Below are 23243 nucleotides of genomic sequence, written 5' to 3' on the forward strand. Positions count from 1 at the left end.
GAAGAAAAGAACCTCAAGCGGCGGTTTCGGGCAATATCAGACCCTATTTTGGAAAACCCTGCGTGCTGCGCGGGTTACAGGCGGGCACTTGTCAATGCAACAGCTCTGATTCACAGTCCACATGCAGGTCTGGCAGGGAGAATTTGGCTTGGAACACCTGTTCCTGAACGTCTTGAACGTGGTTTTGCCGGTTTTGATCTGTGCCGGGATCGGTTTTGGGCTTGCACTGATTCATGCCCCCTTTGACAGCAAGGTGATCGGTGGGATCGTTTCAAAAGTCGGCTACCCAACACTGATCATCTCGCACTTGTCGACCACTAAACTGGCGGTGGGCACCTTTCTGGACGTGATGACCGCAGCCGCTTTGGCAGTGGCGGGGTTTGGCGTGTTGGGTTTTGTTGCCCTGAAGGCCCTGCGCCTGCCGGTCAGGGCGTTTCTGACGCCTTTGATGCACGGAAATGTCGGCAATATCGGTTTGCCGATTACTCTGCTGGCATTGGGTGATGCGGGCATGGCTTATACCATGGCGTTTGTGGTGGTCGTGCTGATCAGCATCTTCACCTTGGGCATGTGGATTCCTGCCGGGGAGTTTTCGCCCAAGAAGCTGGCCACGTCCCCGATCATCTATGCCGTGGCGCTTTCGCTGATCCTTATGGCGACAGATACCAGCCTGCCTCGGCCGATTTCGAAGTCGTTTGATATTCTGGGCGGGCTGTCGATCCCGCTGATGCTGCTGACGCTGGGCCATACCCTGGCGACGTTGCGGGTTAAAACCCTGGGGCGGTCGATCCTTTTGACGCTGCTACATTTGGCGATGGCAGTTGTCATTGCCGGTGCATTAATCTGGTTTTTCGGATTTACAGGGCCGGAACGAGGTGCTGTGATACTGTGCTGTCTTATGCCGTCTTCTGTGGCGACCTATCTTTTCATCGATCAGCATATCCCGGAGTACGGGCCCGATGTGGCAGGCTTTATTCTGGTCTCGACGCTGACGACAATACTGGTTCTGCCGGTGGCGCTGTCGTATTGGATTTGACATCTGACCGATGCCGGTTTCGTGACTTGTAACCGTCCGGTGGCTGGCGGACTATGCCCCGGAAACCATCCAGTATTCGAAGGGGTTCCGCATATGATCGGATATGTAACCATTGGTGTTTCCAACATGGACGCCGCCAAGACATTCTACACTTCGCTGTTCGAGGACAAAGGCGCGCAAGTTCTGATCGACGCTGGTCGCATTGCATTTATCGGCAATAATCCGGCGGCACCGATGCTGGCCGTTTGCGAGCCGTATGATGGCAATGATTGCGCATCAGGGAATGGCAATATGGTGTCTTTCGCTGCCGACACAAAAGAGGCCGTTACTACAATGTATGACAAGGCCATCAGCCTTGGTGCGACGGATGAAGGCGAGCCCGGGCAGCGCGTACCGGATCGGTTCTACGGTGCTTATGTTCGGGACCCTGACGGCAACAAGCTTTGCTTCTACGTCTTCGGATGAATTCGGACACACCGCAGCCAAGAAAAAAGGCCGCCCAATGGGGCGGCCTTTTGCAATTCAATCCAGTCAAGCTTAGAAGCCCAGACCTTCGTATTTCTTCTTGAACTTCGACACGCGGCCGCCGGCGTCCATCAGGCGCGACGAGCCACCGGTCCATGCCGGATGCACGGAAGGGTCGATTTCCAGAGCCAGCTGGTCGCCTTCTGCGCCCCAGGTGGATTTCATTTGAACCACTGTGCCATCGGTCATTTTGACGTCGATGACGTGATAATCGGGATGGATGTCTTTTTTCATCTTTCCGTTCCTTACGCTTCGGCGCCAGCCTTGGGCTTGTAGTTGGTGACTTCTGCGATACGTGCGGATTTACCGCGACGGGTGCGCAGATAGTACAGTTTGGCGCGACGAACGCGGCCACGGCGGACAACGGTGATGCTGTCGATGTTGGTCGAATACAGCGGGAACACACGCTCCACACCTTCGCCAAACGAGATTTTGCGAACGGTGAACGAACCGGCGATGCCTTCGCCGTTCTTGCGCGCGATGCAGACGCCTTCGTAGTTCTGCACACGGGTGCGCGACCCTTCGGTCACCTTATAGCCGACACGGATGGTGTCACCGGCTTTGAAGTCGGGGATGTCTTTCCCCAAGGCGGCAATCTGTTCCGCCTCAAGCTGTGCGATCAGGTCCATCGCAGGTACTCCTATCTGCTCGTGGTTGGTCCACGAAGTTTGGGCACGGCCTGAGAGCTCTTGGTCTTCACCGGGTCCTGCACGCAGCCCGCCAGAGATCAGATCGACTGTTCCTTGGATCTGGTCTGATCTGACACGTCCCGGCCGAAGAAAGCTGAGCGTCACGCCGTGATGCAAACCAAAACACCGGAGTCGCATGATGCGGCACCGGATTGCGGTCGTTTAAGGGGATTGCGCGCAGGGATCAAGAGCTAATCGCACAGATTTCCAGCGTGGCACAGGTGGGAATCCGCCAGTCACAAATTGCAGCGTTGCCTTAGCCCGCAGATCGGGCATTCTGAGGCAAATTGAAAGAGCAGAATTTTGAACAGGACTTCAAGGATGCGATTGGCTTTGCTTATGGCGGTGGCGGCCGCAATGCTGGTATCTTGCGGGCGCAGTGGCCCGCAACCGCAGACGGTAGAACCCACGCAGGTCGTGGACCGGACGGCCCCTTCTATAATCTATCCCGATTTTGGCGACGCCGACCCCCATGACTGGGAGGGACGGCACCCCGGATTATACCCTGTCCACGGTCTGGACGTGTCGCGCTGGCAGGGACCTATAGACTGGCGCACGGCCAAAGCATCGGGTGTGAGTTTTGTTTTCATGAAAGCAACCGAGGGCGGAGATGTAGCCGATCCGATGTTCGATGAGCATCGACGCGGCGCGCAGGCCGCCGGAGTGCCCTGGGGAGCCTATCACTACTATTATTTCTGTCGTTCAGCGCGCGAGCAGGCGCGCTGGTTTATCAAGAACGTTCCCAAAGGGGCCGACCTTCCACACGTGCTGGACATGGAGTGGACGCCCCATTCGAAAACCTGCACGCTGCGGCCAGATGGCAGAACCGTCCGGGCCGAAGCGCAGCGGTTTCTGGATATTCTGGAACGGCACTATGGCCGTCGCCCGATTGTCTATACCACTGTTGATTTCTTCGAAGACACCGACATAGGCCGCCTGCCCAAAACCGAATTCTGGCTGAGGTCGGTCGCCGGCCACCCGCGCGAGGTCTATCCGCGCACCGTTTGGCGGTTCTGGCAGTACACTGGCACCGGGCTGGTGCCAGGTGTTCAAGGCAGGGTCGACATCAACACCTTTAACGGCACACCGGAAAACTGGGCCAGATGGAAGGCCAAGTCTTAGGTGTTCGGTGTCCGGTAGGTTTCAATCGTACCGCCGCTGACCAGGTGGTCCAGCCGCCGCTCACGTTCTTCACCATAGGCATTGCGCAGCCAGAAGGATTCACCCGCGTTGAGCTCGCGGCGTTCAAAGCCGCGTTCACGCAGGCAACGGTCGACCTGATCAATTTCACCCTGCACGCGCAGCTCGTCTTGAAACGGGGCCGTAACCGCAGGCCCGATAATGATCCCCCAAAAAAGGATATTGGTCGTATAGCCGCCAATGACGGCGCTGTTTCCACCTTCATCCGCTTCCTGAGAACAGGAATCGACCGCCACCCGCGCCGAGTGCAGATTATGGCCAGCTTGTGTAGGAACAGACATCCCAAGCGGCTTTGTGGTGCAGGCTGAAACAGCCAGCACAACGCCAAGCAATAACTTTTTCATAATGTCGACAGACTCACTTTAAGCAACCCACGATTCTTATGGGCCTTAAAGGTGAATATTTTGAGGTGCGTTCAACTTCAAATGGCAAGTCGACAAACATTGAAGCTGCGGCATCCTCGCCACATTGTGTGCCCTTAGTCTCCGGTTTCCGAGGTGGTTTTCAGATACTCTGTCCAGATATCGGGGCGTCTTTCACGCGTGATGTCTTCTGACATTTTATGGCGCCATTTCGCAATGCGGCCATGATGGCCAGACATCAGTACCTCGGGGATCGGGCGACCTTTCCAGTCTGCCGGACGTGTATATTGAGGGTGCTCCAACAGACCCGAGGAAAAACTCTCCTCCTCGGTCGATGCCTGATTGCCTAAAACGCCGGGGATCAGACGAACCGTTGCGTCGATCAGGGCTTGCGCTGCAATTTCACCTCCGGTCATCACGAAATCGCCCAGAGACACTTCTTGAACGCCGTAATGTTCCAATACGCGCTCGTCCACGCCTTCAAAACGACCGCACAGGAGGGTCATGCCGTCACATCGGGCAAGGTTCTGCATCATGCGCTGATCCATGCGCCGCCCGCGCGGACTAAGGTAGATAAGCGGCCAATTGCCGTGTACACCCGCCATCGTATGTTCAATAGCTTCACCAAGAACATCTGCACGCAGCACCATCCCGGCACCGCCGCCAGCGGGTGTGTCATCGACATTGCGGTGCTTGCCGACGCCGAACTGCCGTAAGTCCACGGTTTCCAGCTGCCATAACCCTTCCTGCAATGCCTTGCCGGTCAGGCTTTCGCCCAGCACTCCGGGAAAGGCGGTGGGAAACAGCGTGATGATCTTGGCTTTCCAGACGCCGTGCAAATCCGGGGTCGGGGTCATCAGCTCGCGCGGTTTCAAGGTCGGTCGGATCGCCTTTCGACCATGGGATTTTTGGGGTGTGTCTGTCATATCTGGCGGGCCAGCTCGGTCTGGGCGGTTTGAATCAGAGCCCTCTTCTGGGTGATCAGAGCAGCTTCGTCCAGTGTCGAACGGTTCAGCGCCAGCATTTCTTGCAACACCTCGGCAGAAAAGCTGGGGGTTGAATGTGTGGGGCCCACGAGTTGCGATGTTTTATCGGGTGGCAGGTCGAGGAAACTAACAAAGGATGCACCTGCGCCAAAGCGATGATCCTGAAATTGCTCCATCCATTCGGTTTGAATGGTGACGGAAGGCAGCCGGTCTTTGATCCGGTCTGCGGTTTCCTGCAATGCAGGCAGGTGCGCGAGGTCAGCACGGAAGCTATCCAGGTCCTGCACCAACCGCGATTGCTGCAGGTCGTGTGCCCAAAGGCTGTACAGCCATGCATCGCGCTGGCGCAGTGACAGGTAGATGGTGATATCGACTTCGTCGCCTAGAAATCGTCGGTGCAGCACGCTGACCAGCGTTTCGGCCAGTTCCGGAGCAGCAGCATACCCCTCGTCGCGGTTCCTGCTGGGGCGCAGGCCCAGAAAGTTCTCCTCGCTCAGGATCAGCCCCCGGCGCTCACCAAAATCCAGTTCATCCAGAAAGGCTTGAACCTGACCGCCAAATCCGGCCAGCGTTGCGTCCAGCCTATAGATAGAATGGCGGGTGGCGGCCTCGTTCAGCCCGGCCTTGCGGGTCTTGTAGGGTAGAATCAGGGCAAATCGGGGCCAGATCAATCTGCGGTTTTCGTGCAGAAACGATTGTGCTGCGGCCATGCCTGTCTTGTGCAGGCCCAGATGCAGCAAAATGCGTCGCATCAGATCAGACCTTCGGGCGGGTCAGCCACGATGCGGCCTTGCTCCAGATCCACAGTCGGCACCACTTGCAGCGTAAAGGGCAGCAGGACCGTTGATTTCAAGCCTGGCCCATGCAGTTCCAGCAAATCCGCGGCGCCGTGGTTCTGCACGGATTTTACCTTGCCCAGCAGCGTACCGCCGGTGTCATAGACCTCAAGCCCGATCAGGTCGGTGTGATAAAACTCATCATCGGGCAACGAAGGCAACTGATCGCGCCGCGCAAACAGGCGCAGACCGTTCAGCGCATCGGCTTCTTCCTTGGTTTCGACCCCGCCCAGACGTGCCGCAAACCCGTTTTTGATGGTGCGCGTCAAAACAACCGGATAACGCTGTTCGCCGGTCTCATCTGTCAACGGAGAGTAGTGTTCGATATCTTCGGGCACGGCGCAAAAGCTTTTCAGGCGCACTTCGCCGCGTACGCCGTAAGACCCCGCAACGCTGCCGACGCAGATCAGATCACTCATTGGACACGCCTGTTGTCAAACAAATCCCGTTTCTCCATTCGCCAAGGCCTTCGCAGGCCTCGCGTTGATTGCTGCGTTCAAAGAACACGCCGACAATAAAGGCGATCAGCAGCAAAATGGGAAGTCGAATCAATGCGAACATAAGGCCTTACCGTGTTTCGATTGTCAGGCCGTCAGCCCGGTTTTCCCAACCAACCCGCTCCAGTTCTGGCGTGTCCGAGGCTCGTTCCGGCCAGCCAACACAGAAATATCCGATCAGGCGCCAGTCTGCGGGAACGTTCAGATCACGAGTCATTTGGTCAGGGTTCAAGATCGATACCCAACCCAGCCCCAATCCTTCGGCCCGCAACGCAAGCCAGAATAGCGTTATGGCAGAAACGACCGAATAGCGCCGCATCTCGGGCATCGTGCCCGCACCCAGCCCCAGGCCCTTGTCGGTACTGTCATCGCAAAAGACGGCCAGTTGCACCGGGGCTTCTTGCATTCCGGACAGTTTCAGGCGGCTGTAAAGCTGCGCCTTGTCGCCGGAATACCCCGCCAGCGCATCATCGTTGGCGGTTTGAAAATTCTTCAGCGCGGCGGATCGCGCCGCTTCGCTTTCTACGCGGATCACGCGCCAGGGTTCGCTGAGCCCCACCGAAGGGGCCAGTTGAAATGCGTCGAGGCAGCGCAACAGCACTGCCTCGTCCACGTGATCGGTGCGGAACCGGCGCACATCACGCCGGAGCCGCAACAACAGGTCAAACTGCGTGCGAAAATCGTCGGTGAAAGTCTGATCCCGCACGCGCTTGCCTGCTTATTCTTCTGCAGCCGCTTCTTCAGCCGGTGCAGCCGCCGCTTCGGCAGCTTCAGCAGCCTTTGCAGCTTTCTCTTCCGCGCGTTCCTGAGCTTTCTTGCCCGGGGTGCCCTTGTTGGGGTTGTTACGCTCGGCTTTTTCACGGGTACCGGCAGCTTCCAGCATACGTGCAATACGGTCGGTGGGCTGAGCGCCCTGATCCAGCCAGTACTGGATGCGCTCCATGTTCATTTTCACGCGCTCTTCGCTGTCTTTCGGCAGCAGCGGGTTGTAGGTGCCCAGCTTTTCGATGAAACGACCGTCGCGGGGCATGCGGCTGTCAGCAGCCACGATGCGATAGAAGGGACGCTTTTTCGAGCCGCCGCGGGCGAGACGAATTTTCATTGCCATGGTGGTATCTCCTTTGAATGGCATCACGCCGGAGGCGTGTCTTTTGTTGAGTCGGCGTAGGTGCCGGTTAGTTCTGATGTTTCTTATGGTGTCGGATGACTTCCTGAATGATGAAATTCAGGAAAGCCTTGGCGAAGTCGGGGTCCAGATCGGCCTCTTTCGCCAGGTCTTCTAGCCGTGCAATCTGCGTCGCTTCGCGCGAAGGATCGGACGGGGGAAGGTCGTGTTCGGCCTTGAGCTTGCCAACGGCCTGCGTGTGTTTGAACCGCTCGCCCAGCGTATAGACAAGGATCGCATCCAGTCGATCGATGCTTTCGCGATGCTCTTTCAACAGCGTGGCAGCCTGTGTCACGGGGTTGGTCATTGGCCGGTCCTTTCGGTGGTCAGGTCAATCTGCGGGTGACGCCAGATCTGGGCGCGTTTGCCCAGTAGCTCGGCATTTTCAAGCTCCAGCGTGGCTCCAAGGCGTTCTGCCAAAGCGCGCGAGCGGTCGTTGGCATGGGCGATGTACGAGATCACGCCGTTCAGACCCTGTTGCCGCGCTGCATAGTCGCGTGCCGCCTGCGCCGCCTCAAATCCCAGCCCTTTGCCTTCGGCCTCGGCCATAAGGGTCCAGCCCAGCTCGGGCTCGGCCCAGCCGGGGGCATCGATCATACCGGCCCATCCAACAAACGCGCCGCTGGACCTTTCGGTCAGGTGCCACAGGCCAAAGCCCTTCAGGGCCCAATGTCCAAGGCGTTTCACGAGGGAGTCCCAGCTGCCAAGCTCATCCTTTGGTCCGCCGACCATATGGCTGCGCTCAGTCGCAAAGAACGCGGTCATCGCAGGCAGATCGTCCAGATGTGGCGCGCGCAGGATCAGGCGCTCGGTCTCGATGGTGGGGATAGTGAACGAGGTCATGCGTATGCCTCCATTCCGCCATCGTTGTCCGATGAGACATAACGGTAAACGTGAACGGGCTCGTCGAATACGCTTTCGGCTTGCGCGTCCCGACTTGCACCCACGCGCCGTGCGACATCTGCGGATTTCGCGTTGTCGGGATCGACATAACTGACCAGCGAAGGCAGGTTGTGTGTTTCGAGCGCAAAGCTGCGCACGGCGGCCACTGCTTCGGTTGCGATGCCTTGGCCTTCGGCTTTAGCGGTCAGCATGTAACCCAGTTCGTGTTCCTGATCGCCGAACTCCATAGCGACCGAGACAAATCCCGTGACAGTTCCGGTCGCCTTATCCTCAACTGTCCACACACCCGCGCCGCGCAAAATCCATCCCGACACGTATTGGGTGAAATCTTGCCACGCGCCATTGCGATCAAATGGGCCATCCATAAAGCGTGCACGATCAGACATCAGAATTTCGGCATAATCCCCGAAATCCCGCAACTCAGGCGCGCGCAGCAGCAGACGAGTGGTCTCGATACGCGGCACCAAAGCACCCAACCGCGCAGACAGCGCGGCTGCAGGACCGGTGGCCGGAGCCTCCCAGGGATATGCCGATGGGGCCGTCATTTACTTTTTCTTGCCGAACCCGCTGAGGCCCTGCGGCAGGCCCATACCGCCGCCCAATCCGGGTAGACCGCCGGGCATCTTGCCGCCCATCGCCTTGGCCGCTTGTTCCAGCGCCTTGGGGTCCATGCCTGCGGCCATTTCCTCGGGCGACGGGCCACCTTTGCCGAACATGCCTTTCATGGCTTGTTTCAGCATCTTGCCTTTGCCCATCTTGCCCATCTTTTTCATCATGTCCGACATCTGCCGATGCATCTTGAGCAGCTTGTTCAGGTCGCTGACCTCCATACCCGAGCCTGCCGCGATCCGTTTCTTACGGCTCGCCTGCAATAGCTGAGGGTTGGCGCGTTCGCGTTTGGTCATGGATTGGATCATGGCGATCTGCTGGCGCAGGATCTTGTCGTCCAGACCGGCCTGATCCATCTGCTTGGCCATTTTGCCCATGCCGGGCATCATGCCCATCATGCCCTGCATGCCGCCCATCTGGATCATCTGCTCCAGCTGCATTTTCAGGTCGTTCATGTTGAACTGACCTTTGACCATGCGCTTCATCATGCGCTCGGTCTGTTCCATCTCCATCGTTTCCTGGGCCTTTTCGACCAAGGCAACGATGTCGCCCATGCCCAGAATACGACCGGCGATCCGGTCCGGCTCGAAGGTTTCGAGCGCGTCCATCTTTTCGCCAAGACCAACAAAGCGGATCGGCTTGCCGGTGACCGCGCGCATCGACAGCGCCGCACCGCCGCGTCCGTCACCGTCCATGCGGGTCAGAACCACGCCCGAGATGCCGACCTTTGCGTCGAACTCTTCGGCCACTTCAACGGCGACCTGACCGGTAAGGCCGTCGACGACCAGAAGGGTCTCGCGCGGGTCAACCGCGTTGCGGACCTGCTCGACCTCGTCCATCAGGACTTCGTCAATGTGCAGGCGGCCCGCAGTATCGAGCATGTAGACGTCGTACCCACCCAGAGTCGCCTGCTGCTTGGCGCGCTTGGCAATATCGACCGGTTTCTGACCAGGGATAATCGGAAGAGTATCGACGCCGACCTGAGTGCCCAGAACAGCCAACTGGTCCATCGCGGCCGGGCGATAGACGTCGAGCGAGGCCATCAGGACCTTCTTACCCTCTTTCTCTTTCAGGCGCTTAGCCAGCTTACCGGTGGTGGTCGTCTTACCCGAGCCTTGCAGACCGACCATCAGGATCGGGGCAGGCGGGTTGTCGATCTTCAGCTTGCCGGGGTCTTCTTCGCCGCGCAGGGTATCGACCAGCGCGTCATGCACGATCTTCACGACCTGCTGGCCAGGGGTGATCGATTTGGTGACGGCTTGGCCGGTCGCCTGTTCCTGAACCTTTTTGACGAAAGCGCGGGCTACTGGCAGCGAGACGTCGGCCTCAAGCAGCGCAACCCGGACCTCGCGCAGGGCGGTCTTGACGTCTTCTTCGGACAGAGCGCCCTGTTTGGTCAGCCGGTCAAAGACGCCAGAGAGGCGTTCGGATAGATTTTCAAACATGCCTTCGGCCTCCTTAGCCGGTTATATGGTGGCACTTCCTACGTAGGAAACACCGGTTAAATACACAATTGCCCCCACGGGCGAAACTCGCTGGTGGGGGGCGATCCCTGAACGACTCAAGGGACCGGAAGATCGAAAGGCTTCCGGATGTTTGGCGGTCATTTACGCCTTGGTGCCGGGTGAGTCAAGATAAGCTATGTGAAGCCTGCCGGTGTAGGGTACTCTGATCAAAACAAGCTCGGGGAGGGGCGATGAGGGACGATCTTCCGCAAAAGACAACCGACTATGTTGGCGAGGTGACAAACACCGATATCTGGTCCGGGTTCGAGATACGGCCAGACGATGTCTTTGTGTGCACTCCGCCAAAATGCGGCACCACGTGGACGCAGACTCTGGTGCGAATGCTGATCACGCAAACCGCTGACCCTAGCGTTTACGACAACAAGATCTCACCTTGGCTGGATTGCGGCTTTCGCGACCGTGTTGAGCAAGCAAATACACTGGACGCACAAACCCATCGGCGCTGCATCAAGACACATACCCCGCTGGATGGAATAAAATTCTCACCCGATGCGCAGTATCTGGTTGTGCATCGCCATCCCGTCGACGTTCATTTCTCACTGCGCCGGCATGTTGAAAACATGAAGGACGATTGGCTGGATTACCTGTTCCCAGAAGATCTTTCGGAAGCTTTTGCAATGTTTCTGGATCGCCCCGCTTCTTCAAAAGGTACGGATGACTTGACCCTCAGATCTTTAGTTCATCACTTCAGGTCTTTTTGGGCCTATCGCGATTTGCCCAACATTCATTTTCTGCATTACGCCGAACTCAGCCGCGATCTGCCTGGGCAAGTCGCACGGCTTGCCCGCATCATGGATATCGAGATTGGGCCGCAATTGATCAAGGACATCGCCGAGGCGGGCAGTTTCGGGTCGATGAAAAACAACGCAAAACGCCTTGAGCAAACGCCCGGGTTCACCAGTGGGTTCCACGACTTTGCACAGTTTTTTTCATCGGGCACCAGCAACAAGTGGGAAGGCAAGCTGACGTCTGATGACATGGCCAAGTATGACACATGTATCTCTGAAATGGTCTCACCTGAAGAACGTTTGTGGCTGGAAAGCGGGTTTGCCCGTTAACCTACGCCTAGGTTGTGGTTGCTCTGTTTGGACGCAGGGAGCCAATTGTTTACTGCCTCAGCCAGCCGATGAGAACCCGACCCGCTAACAAAGGCTTCGACAATAGGGTGGCGACCAGCGCTCATTCCCTTATCCAGTACAAGGACGGTCCGATACATCCGCGAAGTGCTTTTGTTGCTTCTGGACGTCGTGCTTTCAACTTCGGCATGAGACAGGTTGGACAGTTTGTGTTCCACGGCCTTATAGCCGAACACCGACTGGCGGCGGATCAGAACACTGTCTTTTTGCCGGTCCAGTACAATCTGAACCCGCCTCACAAAGGTGCAGAAGGCACCAAGACCCATGCCACCCCCGAAGACTGCGAAGAAAAGGCCGAACCAAATGCCCTCGCCGCCTTTACTGGCCATGAACAGGCCGGCACATACAAAGGCGAGTATGAAGAGGACCAGTGTGATGCCGATGAACCAAGGCGTGTTTGAAAGGATCAGTTGGTCAGGGGTATTGCGCGTGATTTTCATGACGGAACACTACAGCCTTTTCAGAATTCGTTGAAGCAAAGCGCAGCGTTCTCTGCCTGTGTCGAAAAGATAGGCAGCTTACAAGCGATCTTGCGTATGCCGACAAGCTTGAGCTTCTGGGCCACTGATTGCAGGCGAGGTCGTTCTATGGCACTGCCCTTGAAACTTTCGCAAGGAGGCCGGGATGGACGCTTCATCCGCTTTTCAGGACACATTACCTTTGAGCTCTGATGCGTTGCTGGCACAGCTGAATGACTGGGGGCTGGCCTATCGTCTGCACACGCATGTCCCGTTGCGCACGGTCGAAGACTCGAAGGCGGTCGAAGATCAGTTCATGGTTCCCGGTGAAAACGCATTAAGGGTCAAAAACCTGTATCTGCGCGACAAGAAAAAACGCAATTATTTGGTGACGCTCGAGCAGAACCGGGCAATCGACCTCAAAGCACTGGGTGCGGAGCTGGGTGTCGGTAACCTGTCTTTCGGCTCGGCAGACCGGTTGTTGCAAAACCTTGGCATACGTCCCGGCGCCGTTAGCCCGTTGGCGATGATCAACGGCGTTCAGAATGAGGTGCGGTTCTTCATGGACGCTGCGGCCCGGCAGAGCGATGTTGTTTACATGCACCCATTGGTTAATGATCGCACTGTTGCTATGTCCCGCGCCGATTTGATGGATTTCTTTGATCGCGTCGGGTGCGAGGTAACCTGGTTGCCGTGATCACACGCGACTGACGACGCTGAAAGTATGCTTGAACCTAAGAAGAGCACTTCAAGTGCCGGTTAGCGCTTCCTTGAGGGCGGCGGTGACATGCGCGGCAGATGGATTGACGAACAGGTGCCCGTCAGCCTCGAACACGGGATCGTCCAGATGGGCCGGAAAGGCCAATGGCAACTCGGTACATGCCAGCAAGATCGCGGTGCCAGGACTTGCGTGCTTGTTACAGAAGTCAAGCAATCGTGCCCGAGCGTTATCAGACGCACCGCCATAGAAGTCGCTGTCGATCATGGCTTGCATTTCAAAGATTTCGGACTCGGGCAGGCGACTATTTGCCGTGATGCCTTCGGCGGCCAAACGTTCAGCATAGTTGGTGGCCTGCATCGTTACAGTCGTTCCAAGCACCAAAGCCTTGGGTGCCCCGGTCCGCGCCGTGGTTTCGGCGGTTGCGTCGAAAATACTGAGGATCGGCATGGATACGCCCCGACGGATCGCGTGAAGCCGTGCATGGGGTGTGTTGGACGCAATAATGCCGAAATCGCAATCCGCGCGTTCCAAGGTCAGCAGGGCTTCGCGGAACACTGAGTCAAAATCCGCCCAGCTGGCCTCATCCCCAGCGACACCGCGCAGGGCTCGCGTTCTGGCTTGAGTGACAGATTCGATGGTCATCGGGGGGATCGGTAAAGGTGAGCCATGGCCGCGTTCCGCGAAGTGACGCCCGGCCCCTTCGGCTATGGCGCGGTAGTAGTCAACGGTCGAGGCCCAGCCCACCCCGCCGAGAATGCCGATTTTCTTCATGGGTTTCGTCCAGCCTGCCAATCCCAACACATTGGCAGACTGAAGGTTTAAAGGGTCATTGACCAGAGCAGATCAAGCCGCGAGGTCTGAAACTGCCTTATGCGCACTTTCCAGCGCCGCTTCGGGATTCACGGCCATCTGATCCGCTGCGATCACGTCCACGTCATGAATGCCGATAAAGCCCAGCACATGGCGCGCGTAGTTGGTGGCGAAGTCCGCCTCGGAGCCGACGGGCACACCACCCGACGCGATAGCCAGAATGGCGCGCTTCCCTTCCAACAAACCTTTTGGGCCGTTTTCAGTGTAGGCAAAGGTCAGGCCTGCGCGGGCAACCAGGTCAATCCACGCCTTGAAGGCGGCCGGAACCGAAAAATTGTAAATCGGCAACCCAATTACGATGGTGTCGGCGTCCTGCAATTCGGCCACCAGCTCATCGGACAGGGCCAGCCGATCCCGCTGTACATCGTCGCGCTGGTCCGCAGGGGTGAAGTTCGCGGCGATCCAGTCTTCGGTCAAAAGGGGCAGAGGGGTTGCCAGATCGCGACGGATGATGCGTTCCGCGCCCAGTTGCTTGACCACACGGTCGGACAGATCGCGGGTCGTCGAGTCAACGCGGCGTGCAGAGGAATCGATGTGAAGGATTGCTTTGGGCATTGTTCAGGTCCTTTGGGTCAGGGAAATCTTGTCCTGTCCCCAATATGATTATTGCGTTTGTGAACAAAACTCGGATACATCAACAGTTATTGTTGGAAATTGCACAGTGACGCATTGCCATGGATAATTGGGACGAAGTGAGAACCGCCTATCAGGTGGCGCGCATGGGGACAGTCAGCGGCGCAGCCGAGGTTCTTGGGGTTCACCACGCCACCGTGATCCGCCACATTGATGCGATCGAGGCGCGGCTGGGTGTAAAACTGTTCCAGCGTCACGCACGCGGATACACGCCGACCGAGGCAGGCGACGATCTGTTGCGCGTCGCACAGGCCACCGAGGATCAATTCAACCAGCTAGTTGGCCGCATGAAGGGTCGGGGCGACGACGTTTCAGGTGAATTGGTGGTGACATCGCTTGGTTCACTTGCACCCTTGGTGGTGCCCACACTCACCGCGTTTCAAAAGATGCATCCGGATCTCATCGTGCGCTACTTGACCGGCGACCGGCTTTTCCGTCTGGAATACGGCGAGGCGCATGTGGCGATCCGCGCAGGGTCAGCCCCGGATCAGCCGGACAACGTCGTGCAGCCATTCCGACAGGAAGAAGTCGGCCTGTATGCCAGCACAGCGTATATCGAACGGTTTGGCACGCCGTCGGGTATAGAGGATTTCGGGAAACACCATTTCGTCAGTTCTGACGACGAAAGCAGTCGCGCGCCTTTTACCCGATGGCTGCGCGCAACAGTTCCGGCAGATCGCATCACTTTCCGCTGTACCAACAATTTCTGTATGCGCGAGGCTGTCATGGCCGGGGCGGGCATAGGTTTCATGGCGCGCTGGGAAGCGGCCCGCCACGACAATCTGGTCGAGGTGATGGATCCGCTTCCAGAATGGTTCGGAAACCTGTGGCTTGTGACCCACGTGGATTTACACCGCACCACCAAGGTGCAGGCCTTCCTGAGTTATCTGAAAGAAGAAGCCAAAGGCTGGAAACCATGAGCCCTCAGGCGCGTGGCCATCTGGCCATGCTGACCTTTTCGGCGCTTGTTGCGGGCAGTTTTTCGTTGGGATCCATGATCGCCAACGAAATTGCGCCGTCCGCCTTGAACGCGGTGCGATTTGCGATTGCGGCTGTAGTGATTGGTATTGCGGCACTGGCCACAACAGGCCTGCCGCGCAGCGCTGTACAGGCGCCTTGGCGCTACCTTGTGTTGGGTGGGCTGTTTTCGACCTATTTCGTGCTGATGTTCTATGGGCTACAAACCGCCCCGCCGGTCAGCGCCGCTGCGGTGTTCACCCTGACGCCTGTTGTTACAGCCCTTGCGGGTTGGGTTTTATTGCGTCAGATCACCACCCCGCGCATGGCATTGGCTTTGACCATTGGCGCGGTGGGGGCGCTTTGGGTAATCTTTCGAGCCGACTGGCAAATGTTCCGCGCCTTCGAAATCGGACGTGGTGAGATCATCTACTTTTGGGGCTGTGTATCTCACGCAATCTATACACCCATGATCCGCAAACTGAATCGCGGAGAGCCCGCAGTGGTGTTCACTTTCTGGACACAAGTTGCCGGGTGCTTGTTGCTGATCGTGTTCGGGTGGTCCGACCTGATGACGACCAACTGGGCGGCTCTTCCGGCCATCGTCTGGATCGGACTGCTCTATATTTCGCTCTTCGCGACGGCGGCCAGTTTTGTGCTGGTGCAGTTTTCATCGCTCCGACTGCCCTCGGCCAAGGTGATGGCTTACACCTATCTGGTGCCCAGTTGGGTGATCTTGTGGGAGATAGCGCTGGGAAAGGCTGTGCCCACCGGTTTGATTTTGGGTGGCGTTGCGCTGACCGTCATTGCGTTGTTGATGCTGCTTAAGGAAGAAACGCCGCCTGCGGTGCCCGCGGGAACGGCCGCTGATTAACCGGAGCTTTGCTTGCAGACGCCTCGGCACTTTGATGTATTCCAAAGGTAGAATTTGTTGAGCCAGATCAAAGCCCGTGAAAAACCTCTTCAATACACTTTAAAGCACTTGAGAGGAGGAAGTTATGTTCAACCACATCATGCTGCCGATCGATCGGCATCTACCGCCCGAGGTTCGCAAAGCTGCCGATATTGCCGCGCAGGTGGCGAAATGGCAGGGGGCCAAAATCACTTTGGTCAGTGTTACCGGCGCCCATTTGGGGGAATCCACGGAAACCGAAGCTGAGATCGACAAGGAACTGGCCGCTTTTACGGAAAAACTGGCCGCCGAGGGCGGGGCCGAGGTTGCCGTGCGCAAGATACACTCGGTTGACGTTGCCGCCGAAGTGGACAGCGACCTGACCCGTGCTGCGGAAGAGATCGGCGCCGACCTGATCATTGTGGGGACCCATGCCCCCCGGATCACCGACTATATCTTCTCAAGCCACGCCGGTTATCTTGCAAAACACGCCAGCATGTCAGTCTTTGTCGTGCGCTAGGCTTCGTCTGGTGTCGGAAGCTCTACTTCCAGAAATCGTTCGAACGCGTCCAGATTGACGGGTTCGAATTGTCCGAAACCCTGCATCCAAACCGATGCGGCGCGCAGGGCGTCGGGCTCGAGCTTGCACCACTTCACCCGCCCACGCTTTTCCTGGGAAATCAATCCGGCTTTGGTCAGGATGACCAGGTGCTTTGAAATCGCGGCCAATGACATCTCGAAGGGTTCGGCCACATCCGTAACGGCCATATCGTCCTCAAGCAGCATTGCCAGGATGGCGCGGCGGGTTGGGTCGGCAAGGGCCGCGAAAACAGTGTCGAGCGTGTCGGTCATTGCCCTGTCATAACCGTTTGGAGCAAGGGCGAAAAGGGCGTTACAGCATTGGGTGTTGATAGCTGTCGCTGGGAAAACGCACGCTCATCCCCCGGCTGTCGGGCTTTTACGCGGCCAACCCCGGTGTTGATCTGCGCTTGGAAGCTTTACGTGCGCTGGCGGATGGGGACGGATCTGTCGCTGACGGCGGCACTGCGTGGGTTGGGCATTTATCTTGGATCCGAAGAGTGCGTGCTGACCGATCTGCAGGCGGGTCGTTTGATCCGGTGCTTTCTCATCGGATTCCGTGAGGGAAGTTTCTGGCTGGTTTCGGGTCCAACAGCGGTGCGCTGCAGAACGGTACAGGCGTTCCGAACGTGATTGCTGGATCAAAGCGCAAAACTGCGCGGCCAAGCTGTGTTGCAGGAATAATCAACTCTTTGGTTGAATATGCGGATTCAGCACATTTCAAGCTTCTTCCAGTTTCAGGGTACTCTTTCACAATGATTTGCATCTAATAAAATTGTTATCAAACAAGCACTTAAACTGCGTCATTTCGGTCTCACGACAGCGTTGACTCTGGGCCATTCGCGCCTTAGCACCATGCCTCAAGACAGCGCGAGGAAACCGTCCGTGACCGAAGACGACCAAAAGCAGCGTATGGCGCAGCTGGAGGCCAAGATCGAAGCGGCGAAAAAGGCTAAGGAACCGGCCCCCCGTGCAGACAGTGACATATCCGGCGGCGAACTTGCCTGGAGGATGGTCATCGAAATGGTATCCGGTCTGGGGATCGGATTTGGCATCGGATACGGGCTGGACAGCCTGCTCGGGACTATCCCGATTTTTCTGGTGCTGTTTACATTGCTGGGCCTTGTCGCGGGCGTGAAGGTTATGCTCCGCAGCGCGAAAGAGGTTCAAGAGAAACAAATGGCGGCGACGGCTGCCGAGAAGGACGAGAGGGACTGAACGTGGCAACTGAGACCACCGCAGCAGCAGGCAGCAGCCTGGTTTTCCACCCGATGGATCAGTTCATCGTGAAACCGTTGTTCGGCGACGGTGCGGTCGGCATGTTCACCGTCACCAACGTGACGCTGTGGCTGTTCTTTGCCATCCTGGCGGTTGTCGCATTGCTGGTTCTGCCCACGTCCAAACGCGCGATTGTGCCGACGCGGATGCAGTCTGTCGCAGAGCTGACCTATGGCTTCGTATACAAGATGCTGGAAGACATCTGCGGCAAGGAAGGCGTTAAGTTCTTCCCCTATGTCATGACCCTTTTCATGTTCATCGTCTGCGCGAACTTCCTGGGCCTGATCCCGACGTCGTTCACCACCACATCTCATTTCGCCGTCACCATCCCGCTGGCGCTGGCCGTGTTCCTGACTGTGACCATCCTGGGCTTCGTAAAGAACGGCGCCGCGTTTCTGGGTCTGTTCTGGGTGTCCAGCGCACCGCTGGCGTTGCGTCCGATCCTGGCAATCATCGAGCTGATCTCGTACTTCGTGCGCCCTGTCAGCCACTCTATTCGTCTTGCCGGTAACGTCATGGCAGGCCACGCGGTTATCAAGGTTTTTGCGGGCTTTGCCGCAGTTGCCGTGATCTCGCCTGTGTCCGTTCTGGCGATCACCGCAATGTACGGTCTTGAGGTCCTCGTGGCCTTCATCCAGGCCTACGTATTCACCATTCTGACCTGTGTTTATCTGAAAGATGCGCTGCATCCTTCGCACTAAAGGTCCGATACCCAAACATCGAAACTTCCAATTCGTAAGGAGACACATCATGGAAGGCGATCTCGCACACATCGGCGCAGGCCTGGCAGCAATCGGTTCCGGCGCAGCCGCAATCGGGGTGGGCAACGTTGCAGGCAACTTCCTGGCCGGCGCCCTGCGCAACCCTTCGGCGGCTGCTTCGCAGACCGCAACCCTCTTCATCGGTATCGCATTCGCAGAAGCGCTGGGCATCTTCGCATTCCTGGTCTCGCTGCTGCTGATGTTCGCCGTCTGATCTGCGGAACCTGATCCTTACGCGCAGGTGGGCCCAAGCCATAGCGGCCCACCTGTTGTAAAGACAACGTTCCGACGGAGGACATCATGGCGACTGAACCCATTACGAAAGAAGTAGCTGGCTCGTGCGTTGACTCCTATGGCTCTGCCATTGGCATGCCGCAGCTCTGCTTCGATTGGTTCCCCAACCAGATTTTCTGGCTGGTCATTACGCTGGTCGTCATCTTTCTGGTCCTGTCCCGCGTGGCTCTGCCCCGCATCGCGGCAATCCTGGCTGAACGTCAGGGGACCATTACCAACGACCTGGCTGCGGCCGAAGATCTGAAGGCCAAGGCGGTCGAGGCTGAAGAGGCCTACAACAAAGCGCTGGCCGATGCCCGTTCTGAGGCACAGCGTATCGCAGCGGAAGCCCGCGCCGAAATTCAGGCTGGTCTGGATGACGCGATTGCAAAGGCGGACGCGGAAATCGCTGCAAAAGCGGCTGAATCGGAAAAGGCAATTGCTGAAATCCGTGCCGGTGCGCTGGAAAGCATTCAAGTGGTTGCCAAGGACACGGCGGCTGAACTGGTCACAGCGCTGGGCGGCGAAGCGGATGCGGATGCCATTGCCGGTGCCGTAGATGCGCAGACGAAAGGATAAGTGACATGCGGAACACTCTTGCCCTTATCCTGACATTTGGTGCGGCCAGCCCGGCCTTTGCGGCCAAAGGCCCGTTCTTCTCGCTTGGCAACACAGACTTTGTCGTCCTTCTGGGCTTTATCGTCTTCATTGCGGTCCTGTTCTACTTCAAGGTCCCCGGCATGATCGGTGGGGCGCTGGACAACCGTGCCGAAGGCATCAAGTCCGAACTGGACGAAGCACGCGCTCTGCATGAAGAAGCACGTAGCTTGCTGGCTTCTTACGAGCGCAAGCAGCGTGAAGTTCAGGGACAGGCTGATGCGATCGTTGCAGCGGCCAAGGAAGACGCGGCTCTGGCAGCTGAACAGGCGAAGGTTGACCTTGAAAAGTCGATTGAACGCCGTCTGGCTGCAGCTCAGGATCAGATTGCTTCGGCTGAAGCGTCTGCTGTGAAAGAAGTGCGTGATCAAGCCGTTTCGGTCGCAGTTGCTGCGGCGGGTTCGGTTCTGGCCAAGCAAATGACTGCTGCACAGGCCAACAAATTGATCGATGCGTCGATTGCAGACGTTGGCACCAAACTGCACTGACGGTTGACCTGACAGAAAAATGAAACAGTTGACCCGAGGGCGTTTCGCTTTCGGGTCTTTTGTTTTGCGGTGAGTTCTGCTTGTTTTGAAGGACACTCCGAATCCTGCCGACAGTTGGGGAACTGGTCGACAGGAAAGCTCCGCAGCAAGCGTGAAAAAACAGGGAAAGACAGGACGTGTCGGGCGACGCAGTTTCGATGAATATTTTAGGCGTGGTCAGAAATGGCGGCTCAGCGCTGATTGACACGATCAACAGGATTGAAAGCCTGTCTGTTCAACTGCACCGCTACTCGGTCACCATTGCGACCAACGACAACACGGACGATACGGACCGGGTATTGTCCGAATACGCGGATCGGAATCAGCGTGTCGATATTCTTCAACTGGATGGTTTGATTTCTAAACAACCTGACCGGATTGAGCGTATCACTATGGCCAGAAATGCTGTTCTCAAAAGGCTGGAAGAGAAAGACAGCGACCTGGATCTGACTCTGGTTCTGGATTTGGATGGTCCAAATGTCTGCCTTGATGTTCAGGCGGTTCTGACAGCTGCGCGGAGGGTTGTCCCTTTGTGGGAGGGTGTCTTTGCCAATTCCAAACCTGCATACTACGACATCTACGCCTTGCGCTGCCCCGGCTGGTGTGACGAAGACGTCTGGCAACGCATTCAAAACACGCGCAGACCGCTGTTTGGACGTCTAAAGTGGCGCAAGGCTTTGCTGAAGTCGGCGGTTTTTGACCGGCAGTTCCATATTCCAGCCGAAACGCCGCTGATCCCGGTCGACAGTGCCTTTGGTGGTGCTGGGTTGTACAAAACCCGAGCCTTGAGAGGTTTGCGGTATTCTTGTCGGGACGAGAAAGGTCATCAGGTGTGCGAACATGTGATGCTGCATAAACAGTTACGCGACCGTGGTGCCAGGTTGTTCATCGATCCGGCTTTGACAACACTGGCCCCCGATCATCATTTGGGAGAAAGCAGCGGAAAACCTTTACCGCAACATCTGATCCCCGTTGCAACCGGGGCCGCGTAATTCAGTTATTTGTCGTTAGGCCGTCTACTAGGGGTAGCGTTCACTCCCGCCCGGCCTCGTGTTGCAATCTTTGCTGCGCAATGGCTTCGTTCTGGTCGGACTTTCTTTGATCCGCCATGCAACGCTCCACAAAATCCAGATGCTGTTCGATCGCGGTGCGAGCAGCCGAAGGATTTCGCGCTTGTAACGCTTCGTTTATGGTCCGGTGCTGGTCCAAAATCGCCTCGCGCGTGGCCCGCTGTTGGAACATCGTCTGACGGTTATAAAACACGCCTTGTACCAACAGATCGTACATCGAACGCATCATGTGAAGCATGATGACATTGTGACTGGCTTCGATGATGGCCATGTGGAATTCGGCATCCAATCGCGCCTCATCATCCGCTGCGTTCCGGTCATGGGCCGCCTGCATCTTGTCAAAGACCGCCTGAACCACTTTCAGGTCGCTGTCAGAGCCTTGCCGTGCGGCCCTTTCAGCTGCCAACCCTTCCATGTCGCGGCGAAAGGACAGATAGTCAAAGACCGCTTCGTCATGGCTGCCAAACAATCGGATCAGGGCCGGAGCAAAAGCCGACCCGAGAACATCGGCCACATATATACCGGACCCGGCCTTGGCGGTCAGCAATCCCTGCGCCTGAAGCTCTGAAATCGCATCGCGCAGGGACGGGCGTGACACGCCCATCCGCTCGGCCAGATCGCGTTCCGGGGGCAAACGTTCGCCGGGGCGCAGGATGCCACGCAAGATCAGAAGCTCGATCTGGCGAACAACAGCAAGCGACAGTTTTTCGGTTTCGACTTTGTGAAAGGGCATCAGAGCTCCAGAATTGGTCAAGTCATTTGACCACGAGCGCATGACGCGTTCAAGGATGCCCGTTCAAATCGCTTGAAATAAAAGGTCAGTATTATTGACTTTAAAATAAGCCACCATAGGCTGCCCGGAATTGAGATCGGAGGAGCCTCATGTCCAAAAACCCATTGTTTGCCACCCGGGCTTCCCGGATGAAGGCATCAGAAATCCGAGAGCTGCTGAAACTGCTCGACCAACCAGGGATCATTTCGTTTGCGGGCGGCATTCCTGATCCTGCCTTGTTTCCAGCCGACGCGTTTTCACAGGCGTTTCAAGCAGCACTGGGACCACAGACGCAGGCGCAGGCGCTGCAATACTCGGTCAGCGAAGGCTATGTCCCGCTGCGCGAATGGCTGGTGCAGCATATGCGCGAGATTGGAGTGACGTGTGACATCGACAACATCCTGATCACGTCAGGGTCGCAGCAGGCGCTGGACTACCTGGGCAAGTTGTTTCTGTCCCCCGGTGACACGGCCCTGGTTGGATGGCCCACCTATCTGGGCGCGCTTGCTGCGTTCAATGCGTATGAACCCCGGTTTGATCGGTTGAACGGCAACAGCGGGGCCGCGGAACACAAAGCCGCCGCAGGGGACGGGGCTGTGAAATTCGCGTATCTTTCGGCGGATTTTGCCAATCCAACGGGCGAAACTCTGGATCGGCAAGGCAGAGAAGCGTTGTTGGACCTGGCAGAAGAGTTGGATTGCGCCATAATCGAAGACGGGGCCTATCAGGCGTTGCGCTATGACGGGGATCCGATCCCACCGATCCTGTCTTTAGAGCTGGCTCGGAAAGGGTCTATCGAAAACTGTCGGACAATCTATTGCGGCAGTTTCTCAAAAACCCTGTCGCCGGGGCTGCGCATGGGCTGGGTCGTGGCGCCCAAACCGACCATATCTCAGTTGGTTTTGTTGAAGCAGGCGGCGGACCTGCATTCGGCGACCATAAACCAAATGGCCGTTCATGACGTGGCGCAAGCGTGTTTTGACAGCCATATTCCCCAAGTGCGTGCGGTTTATCAAAACCGTCGCGATGTGATGCTGGACGCGTTGGAACAGCATATGCCCGACGGGGTCGAGTGGACCCGGCCCGAGGGCGGTATGTTCATCTGGGTCACGCTGCCTGCAGGGGTCAGTGGGTCTGAATTGCTGGCGCGTGCGTCGGACACGGTGAAAGTGGCCTTTGTGCCGGGTCAGGCATTCTTCCCGGATGGCAGCGGCGCAAATACCATTCGCCTGAGTTTTTCAAATTCTGACGAGGCAGCAATCCGCGAAGGTATTCGTCGGTTGGGTGAAGTACTGCGGGCCTGATACGTAGAAAGGATCTGTTAA

General features: G+C 57.2%; 32 protein-coding genes. 15 read left to right on the top strand and 17 right to left on the bottom strand.

Annotation, left to right across the window (positions count from 1 at the left end; genetic code table 11):
• The first annotated feature begins 148 nt into the window (after positions 1–148).
• Together GS630_RS19720 and GS630_RS19725 are read left to right on the top strand one after the other, a co-directional pair.
• Positions 149–1036 carry an AEC family transporter gene (locus GS630_RS19720; RefSeq protein ID WP_171621342.1) on the top strand — a complete coding sequence of 296 codons (888 nt, stop codon included), beginning with the start codon at positions 149–151 and terminating at the stop codon, positions 1034–1036.
• A gap of 93 nt (positions 1037–1129) precedes the next feature.
• A complete protein-coding gene (locus tag GS630_RS19725) occupies positions 1130–1501 on the top strand; it encodes a VOC family protein (RefSeq protein WP_050605279.1) in 372 nt (123 codons plus the stop codon).
• Positions 1502–1573: 72 nt separating this feature from the next.
• On the opposite strand, the gene rpmE is transcribed toward GS630_RS19725, so the two are convergent.
• Together rpmE and rplS are read right to left on the bottom strand one after the other, a co-directional pair.
• Positions 1574–1795 carry a 50S ribosomal protein L31 gene (gene rpmE, locus GS630_RS19730; RefSeq protein WP_050605278.1) on the bottom strand — a complete coding sequence of 74 codons (222 nt, stop codon included), beginning with the start codon at positions 1793–1795 and terminating at the stop codon, positions 1574–1576.
• A gap of 11 nt (positions 1796–1806) precedes the next feature.
• Positions 1807–2190, bottom strand: a complete 384-nt coding sequence (gene rplS / locus GS630_RS19735) for a 50S ribosomal protein L19 (protein WP_170575547.1) — start codon at positions 2188–2190, stop codon at positions 1807–1809.
• Between the two features lie 381 nt (positions 2191–2571).
• On the opposite strand from rplS, the gene GS630_RS19740 reads away from it, so the two are divergent.
• Positions 2572–3372 (top strand): GH25 family lysozyme, encoded by an 801-nt coding sequence (locus tag GS630_RS19740; protein ID WP_171180879.1) that lies wholly within the window; start codon positions 2572–2574, stop codon positions 3370–3372.
• Here GS630_RS19740 and GS630_RS19745 read toward each other — a convergent pair.
• The 10 genes from GS630_RS19745 to ffh form a co-directional block, all read right to left on the bottom strand.
• Complete coding sequence (locus tag GS630_RS19745; RefSeq protein ID WP_171621343.1) at positions 3369–3794, bottom strand: hypothetical protein; 426 nt, start codon at positions 3792–3794, stop codon at positions 3369–3371. The two genes, GS630_RS19740 and GS630_RS19745, sit on opposite strands and share 4 nt — an antisense overlap.
• 134 nt (positions 3795–3928) lie before the next feature.
• A complete protein-coding gene (gene trmD, locus GS630_RS19750) occupies positions 3929–4738 on the bottom strand; it encodes a tRNA (guanosine(37)-N1)-methyltransferase TrmD (RefSeq protein ID WP_171621344.1) in 810 nt (269 codons plus the stop codon).
• A complete protein-coding gene (locus GS630_RS19755; RefSeq protein WP_171621345.1) occupies positions 4735–5550 on the bottom strand; it encodes a hypothetical protein in 816 nt (271 codons plus the stop codon). Before GS630_RS19755 ends, trmD begins: the two co-directional genes overlap by 4 nt.
• Positions 5550–6053 (bottom strand): ribosome maturation factor RimM, encoded by a 504-nt coding sequence (rimM, locus tag GS630_RS19760; RefSeq protein ID WP_171621346.1) that lies wholly within the window; start codon positions 6051–6053, stop codon positions 5550–5552. The genes GS630_RS19755 and rimM overlap by 1 nt, the downstream gene beginning before the upstream one ends.
• Before the next feature lie 148 nt (positions 6054–6201).
• Complete coding sequence (gene bluB, locus GS630_RS19765) at positions 6202–6837, bottom strand: 5,6-dimethylbenzimidazole synthase (protein ID WP_171238792.1); 636 nt, start codon at positions 6835–6837, stop codon at positions 6202–6204.
• Between the two features lie 12 nt (positions 6838–6849).
• Entirely contained in the window at positions 6850–7239 is a 390-nt protein-coding gene (gene rpsP, locus GS630_RS19770) for a 30S ribosomal protein S16 (protein ID WP_170388164.1), read from the bottom strand.
• 67 nt (positions 7240–7306) lie between these two features.
• Positions 7307–7603 carry a chorismate mutase gene (locus tag GS630_RS19775; RefSeq protein WP_171621347.1) on the bottom strand — a complete coding sequence of 99 codons (297 nt, stop codon included), beginning with the start codon at positions 7601–7603 and terminating at the stop codon, positions 7307–7309.
• Complete coding sequence (locus tag GS630_RS19780; RefSeq protein ID WP_171621348.1) at positions 7600–8139, bottom strand: GNAT family N-acetyltransferase; 540 nt, start codon at positions 8137–8139, stop codon at positions 7600–7602. The genes GS630_RS19775 and GS630_RS19780 overlap by 4 nt, the downstream gene beginning before the upstream one ends.
• Positions 8136–8744 (bottom strand): GNAT family N-acetyltransferase, encoded by a 609-nt coding sequence (locus GS630_RS19785; RefSeq protein WP_171621349.1) that lies wholly within the window; start codon positions 8742–8744, stop codon positions 8136–8138. Before GS630_RS19785 ends, GS630_RS19780 begins: the two co-directional genes overlap by 4 nt.
• Complete coding sequence (gene ffh / locus GS630_RS19790; protein WP_171180857.1) at positions 8745–10253, bottom strand: signal recognition particle protein; 1509 nt, start codon at positions 10251–10253, stop codon at positions 8745–8747.
• A 251-nt stretch (positions 10254–10504) separates the two neighbouring features.
• Between ffh and GS630_RS19795 the strand changes: the two genes are divergently transcribed.
• Positions 10505–11392, top strand: a complete 888-nt coding sequence (locus GS630_RS19795) for a sulfotransferase domain-containing protein (RefSeq protein ID WP_171621350.1) — start codon at positions 10505–10507, stop codon at positions 11390–11392.
• On the opposite strand, the gene GS630_RS19800 is transcribed toward GS630_RS19795, so the two are convergent.
• On the bottom strand, positions 11389–11910 hold the full coding sequence (locus GS630_RS19800) for a hypothetical protein (RefSeq protein WP_171621351.1): 522 nt from the start codon (positions 11908–11910) through the stop codon (positions 11389–11391). The genes GS630_RS19795 and GS630_RS19800 overlap by 4 nt on opposite strands.
• Positions 11911–12094: 184 nt before the next feature.
• Between GS630_RS19800 and GS630_RS19805 the strand changes: the two genes are divergently transcribed.
• Positions 12095–12625 (top strand): prolyl-tRNA synthetase associated domain-containing protein, encoded by a 531-nt coding sequence (locus GS630_RS19805; RefSeq protein ID WP_171621352.1) that lies wholly within the window; start codon positions 12095–12097, stop codon positions 12623–12625.
• A 51-nt stretch (positions 12626–12676) separates the two neighbouring features.
• Here the strand turns inward: GS630_RS19805 and GS630_RS19810 are convergent, their stop codons facing one another.
• Complete coding sequence (locus GS630_RS19810; RefSeq protein WP_171180850.1) at positions 12677–13420, bottom strand: aspartate/glutamate racemase family protein; 744 nt, start codon at positions 13418–13420, stop codon at positions 12677–12679.
• A gap of 72 nt (positions 13421–13492) precedes the next feature.
• Complete coding sequence (locus GS630_RS19815) at positions 13493–14074, bottom strand: FMN-dependent NADH-azoreductase (RefSeq protein WP_171621353.1); 582 nt, start codon at positions 14072–14074, stop codon at positions 13493–13495.
• Positions 14075–14193: 119 nt separating this feature from the next.
• On the opposite strand from GS630_RS19815, the gene GS630_RS19820 reads away from it, so the two are divergent.
• The 3 genes from GS630_RS19820 (at position 14194) to GS630_RS19830 (ending at position 16521) form a co-directional block, all read left to right on the top strand.
• Entirely contained in the window at positions 14194–15072 is an 879-nt protein-coding gene (locus tag GS630_RS19820) for a LysR family transcriptional regulator (RefSeq protein ID WP_171180846.1), read from the top strand.
• Positions 15069–15983 (top strand): DMT family transporter, encoded by a 915-nt coding sequence (locus tag GS630_RS19825; protein ID WP_171621354.1) that lies wholly within the window; start codon positions 15069–15071, stop codon positions 15981–15983. The genes GS630_RS19820 and GS630_RS19825 overlap by 4 nt, the downstream gene beginning before the upstream one ends.
• Positions 15984–16107: 124 nt before the next feature.
• Positions 16108–16521, top strand: coding sequence for a universal stress protein (locus tag GS630_RS19830; protein WP_171180842.1), 414 nt, complete (start codon positions 16108–16110; stop codon positions 16519–16521).
• On the opposite strand, the gene GS630_RS19835 is transcribed toward GS630_RS19830, so the two are convergent.
• Positions 16518–16853, bottom strand: coding sequence for a metalloregulator ArsR/SmtB family transcription factor (locus GS630_RS19835; RefSeq protein WP_171180839.1), 336 nt, complete (start codon positions 16851–16853; stop codon positions 16518–16520). The genes GS630_RS19830 and GS630_RS19835 overlap by 4 nt on opposite strands.
• A gap of 612 nt (positions 16854–17465) precedes the next feature.
• Between GS630_RS19835 and GS630_RS19840 the strand changes: the two genes are divergently transcribed.
• The 6 genes from GS630_RS19840 (at position 17466) to GS630_RS19865 (ending at position 21068) form a co-directional block, all read left to right on the top strand.
• The gene (locus GS630_RS19840) at positions 17466–17798 is read left to right on the top strand and encodes an AtpZ/AtpI family protein (RefSeq protein ID WP_171236180.1); all 333 of its coding nucleotides are present in this window, start codon (positions 17466–17468) and stop codon (positions 17796–17798) included.
• A gap of 2 nt (positions 17799–17800) precedes the next feature.
• Positions 17801–18559, top strand: coding sequence for a F0F1 ATP synthase subunit A (locus GS630_RS19845; RefSeq protein WP_171621355.1), 759 nt, complete (start codon positions 17801–17803; stop codon positions 18557–18559).
• Positions 18560–18608: 49 nt separating this feature from the next.
• Positions 18609–18833, top strand: a complete 225-nt coding sequence (locus GS630_RS19850) for a F0F1 ATP synthase subunit C (RefSeq protein WP_005981269.1) — start codon at positions 18609–18611, stop codon at positions 18831–18833.
• An 86-nt stretch (positions 18834–18919) separates the two neighbouring features.
• Entirely contained in the window at positions 18920–19471 is a 552-nt protein-coding gene (locus GS630_RS19855) for a F0F1 ATP synthase subunit B' (protein WP_171096175.1), read from the top strand.
• Between the two features lie 5 nt (positions 19472–19476).
• Positions 19477–20037, top strand: a complete 561-nt coding sequence (locus GS630_RS19860) for a F0F1 ATP synthase subunit B (RefSeq protein WP_171096173.1) — start codon at positions 19477–19479, stop codon at positions 20035–20037.
• A gap of 176 nt (positions 20038–20213) precedes the next feature.
• Positions 20214–21068, top strand: coding sequence for a hypothetical protein (locus GS630_RS19865; protein WP_171621356.1), 855 nt, complete (start codon positions 20214–20216; stop codon positions 21066–21068).
• Between the two features lie 40 nt (positions 21069–21108).
• Here GS630_RS19865 and GS630_RS19870 read toward each other — a convergent pair whose 3' ends face one another.
• A complete protein-coding gene (locus GS630_RS19870) occupies positions 21109–21879 on the bottom strand; it encodes an FCD domain-containing protein (protein ID WP_171621357.1) in 771 nt (256 codons plus the stop codon).
• A 149-nt stretch (positions 21880–22028) separates the two neighbouring features.
• On the opposite strand from GS630_RS19870, the gene GS630_RS19875 reads away from it, so the two are divergent.
• Positions 22029–23222 carry a PLP-dependent aminotransferase family protein gene (locus tag GS630_RS19875; RefSeq protein ID WP_171621358.1) on the top strand — a complete coding sequence of 398 codons (1194 nt, stop codon included), beginning with the start codon at positions 22029–22031 and terminating at the stop codon, positions 23220–23222.
• Positions 23223–23243 lie beyond the last annotated feature (21 nt).

The organism is Ruegeria sp. HKCCD7303 (assembly GCF_013111185.1).
Classification (GTDB): domain Bacteria; phylum Pseudomonadota; class Alphaproteobacteria; order Rhodobacterales; family Rhodobacteraceae; genus Ruegeria.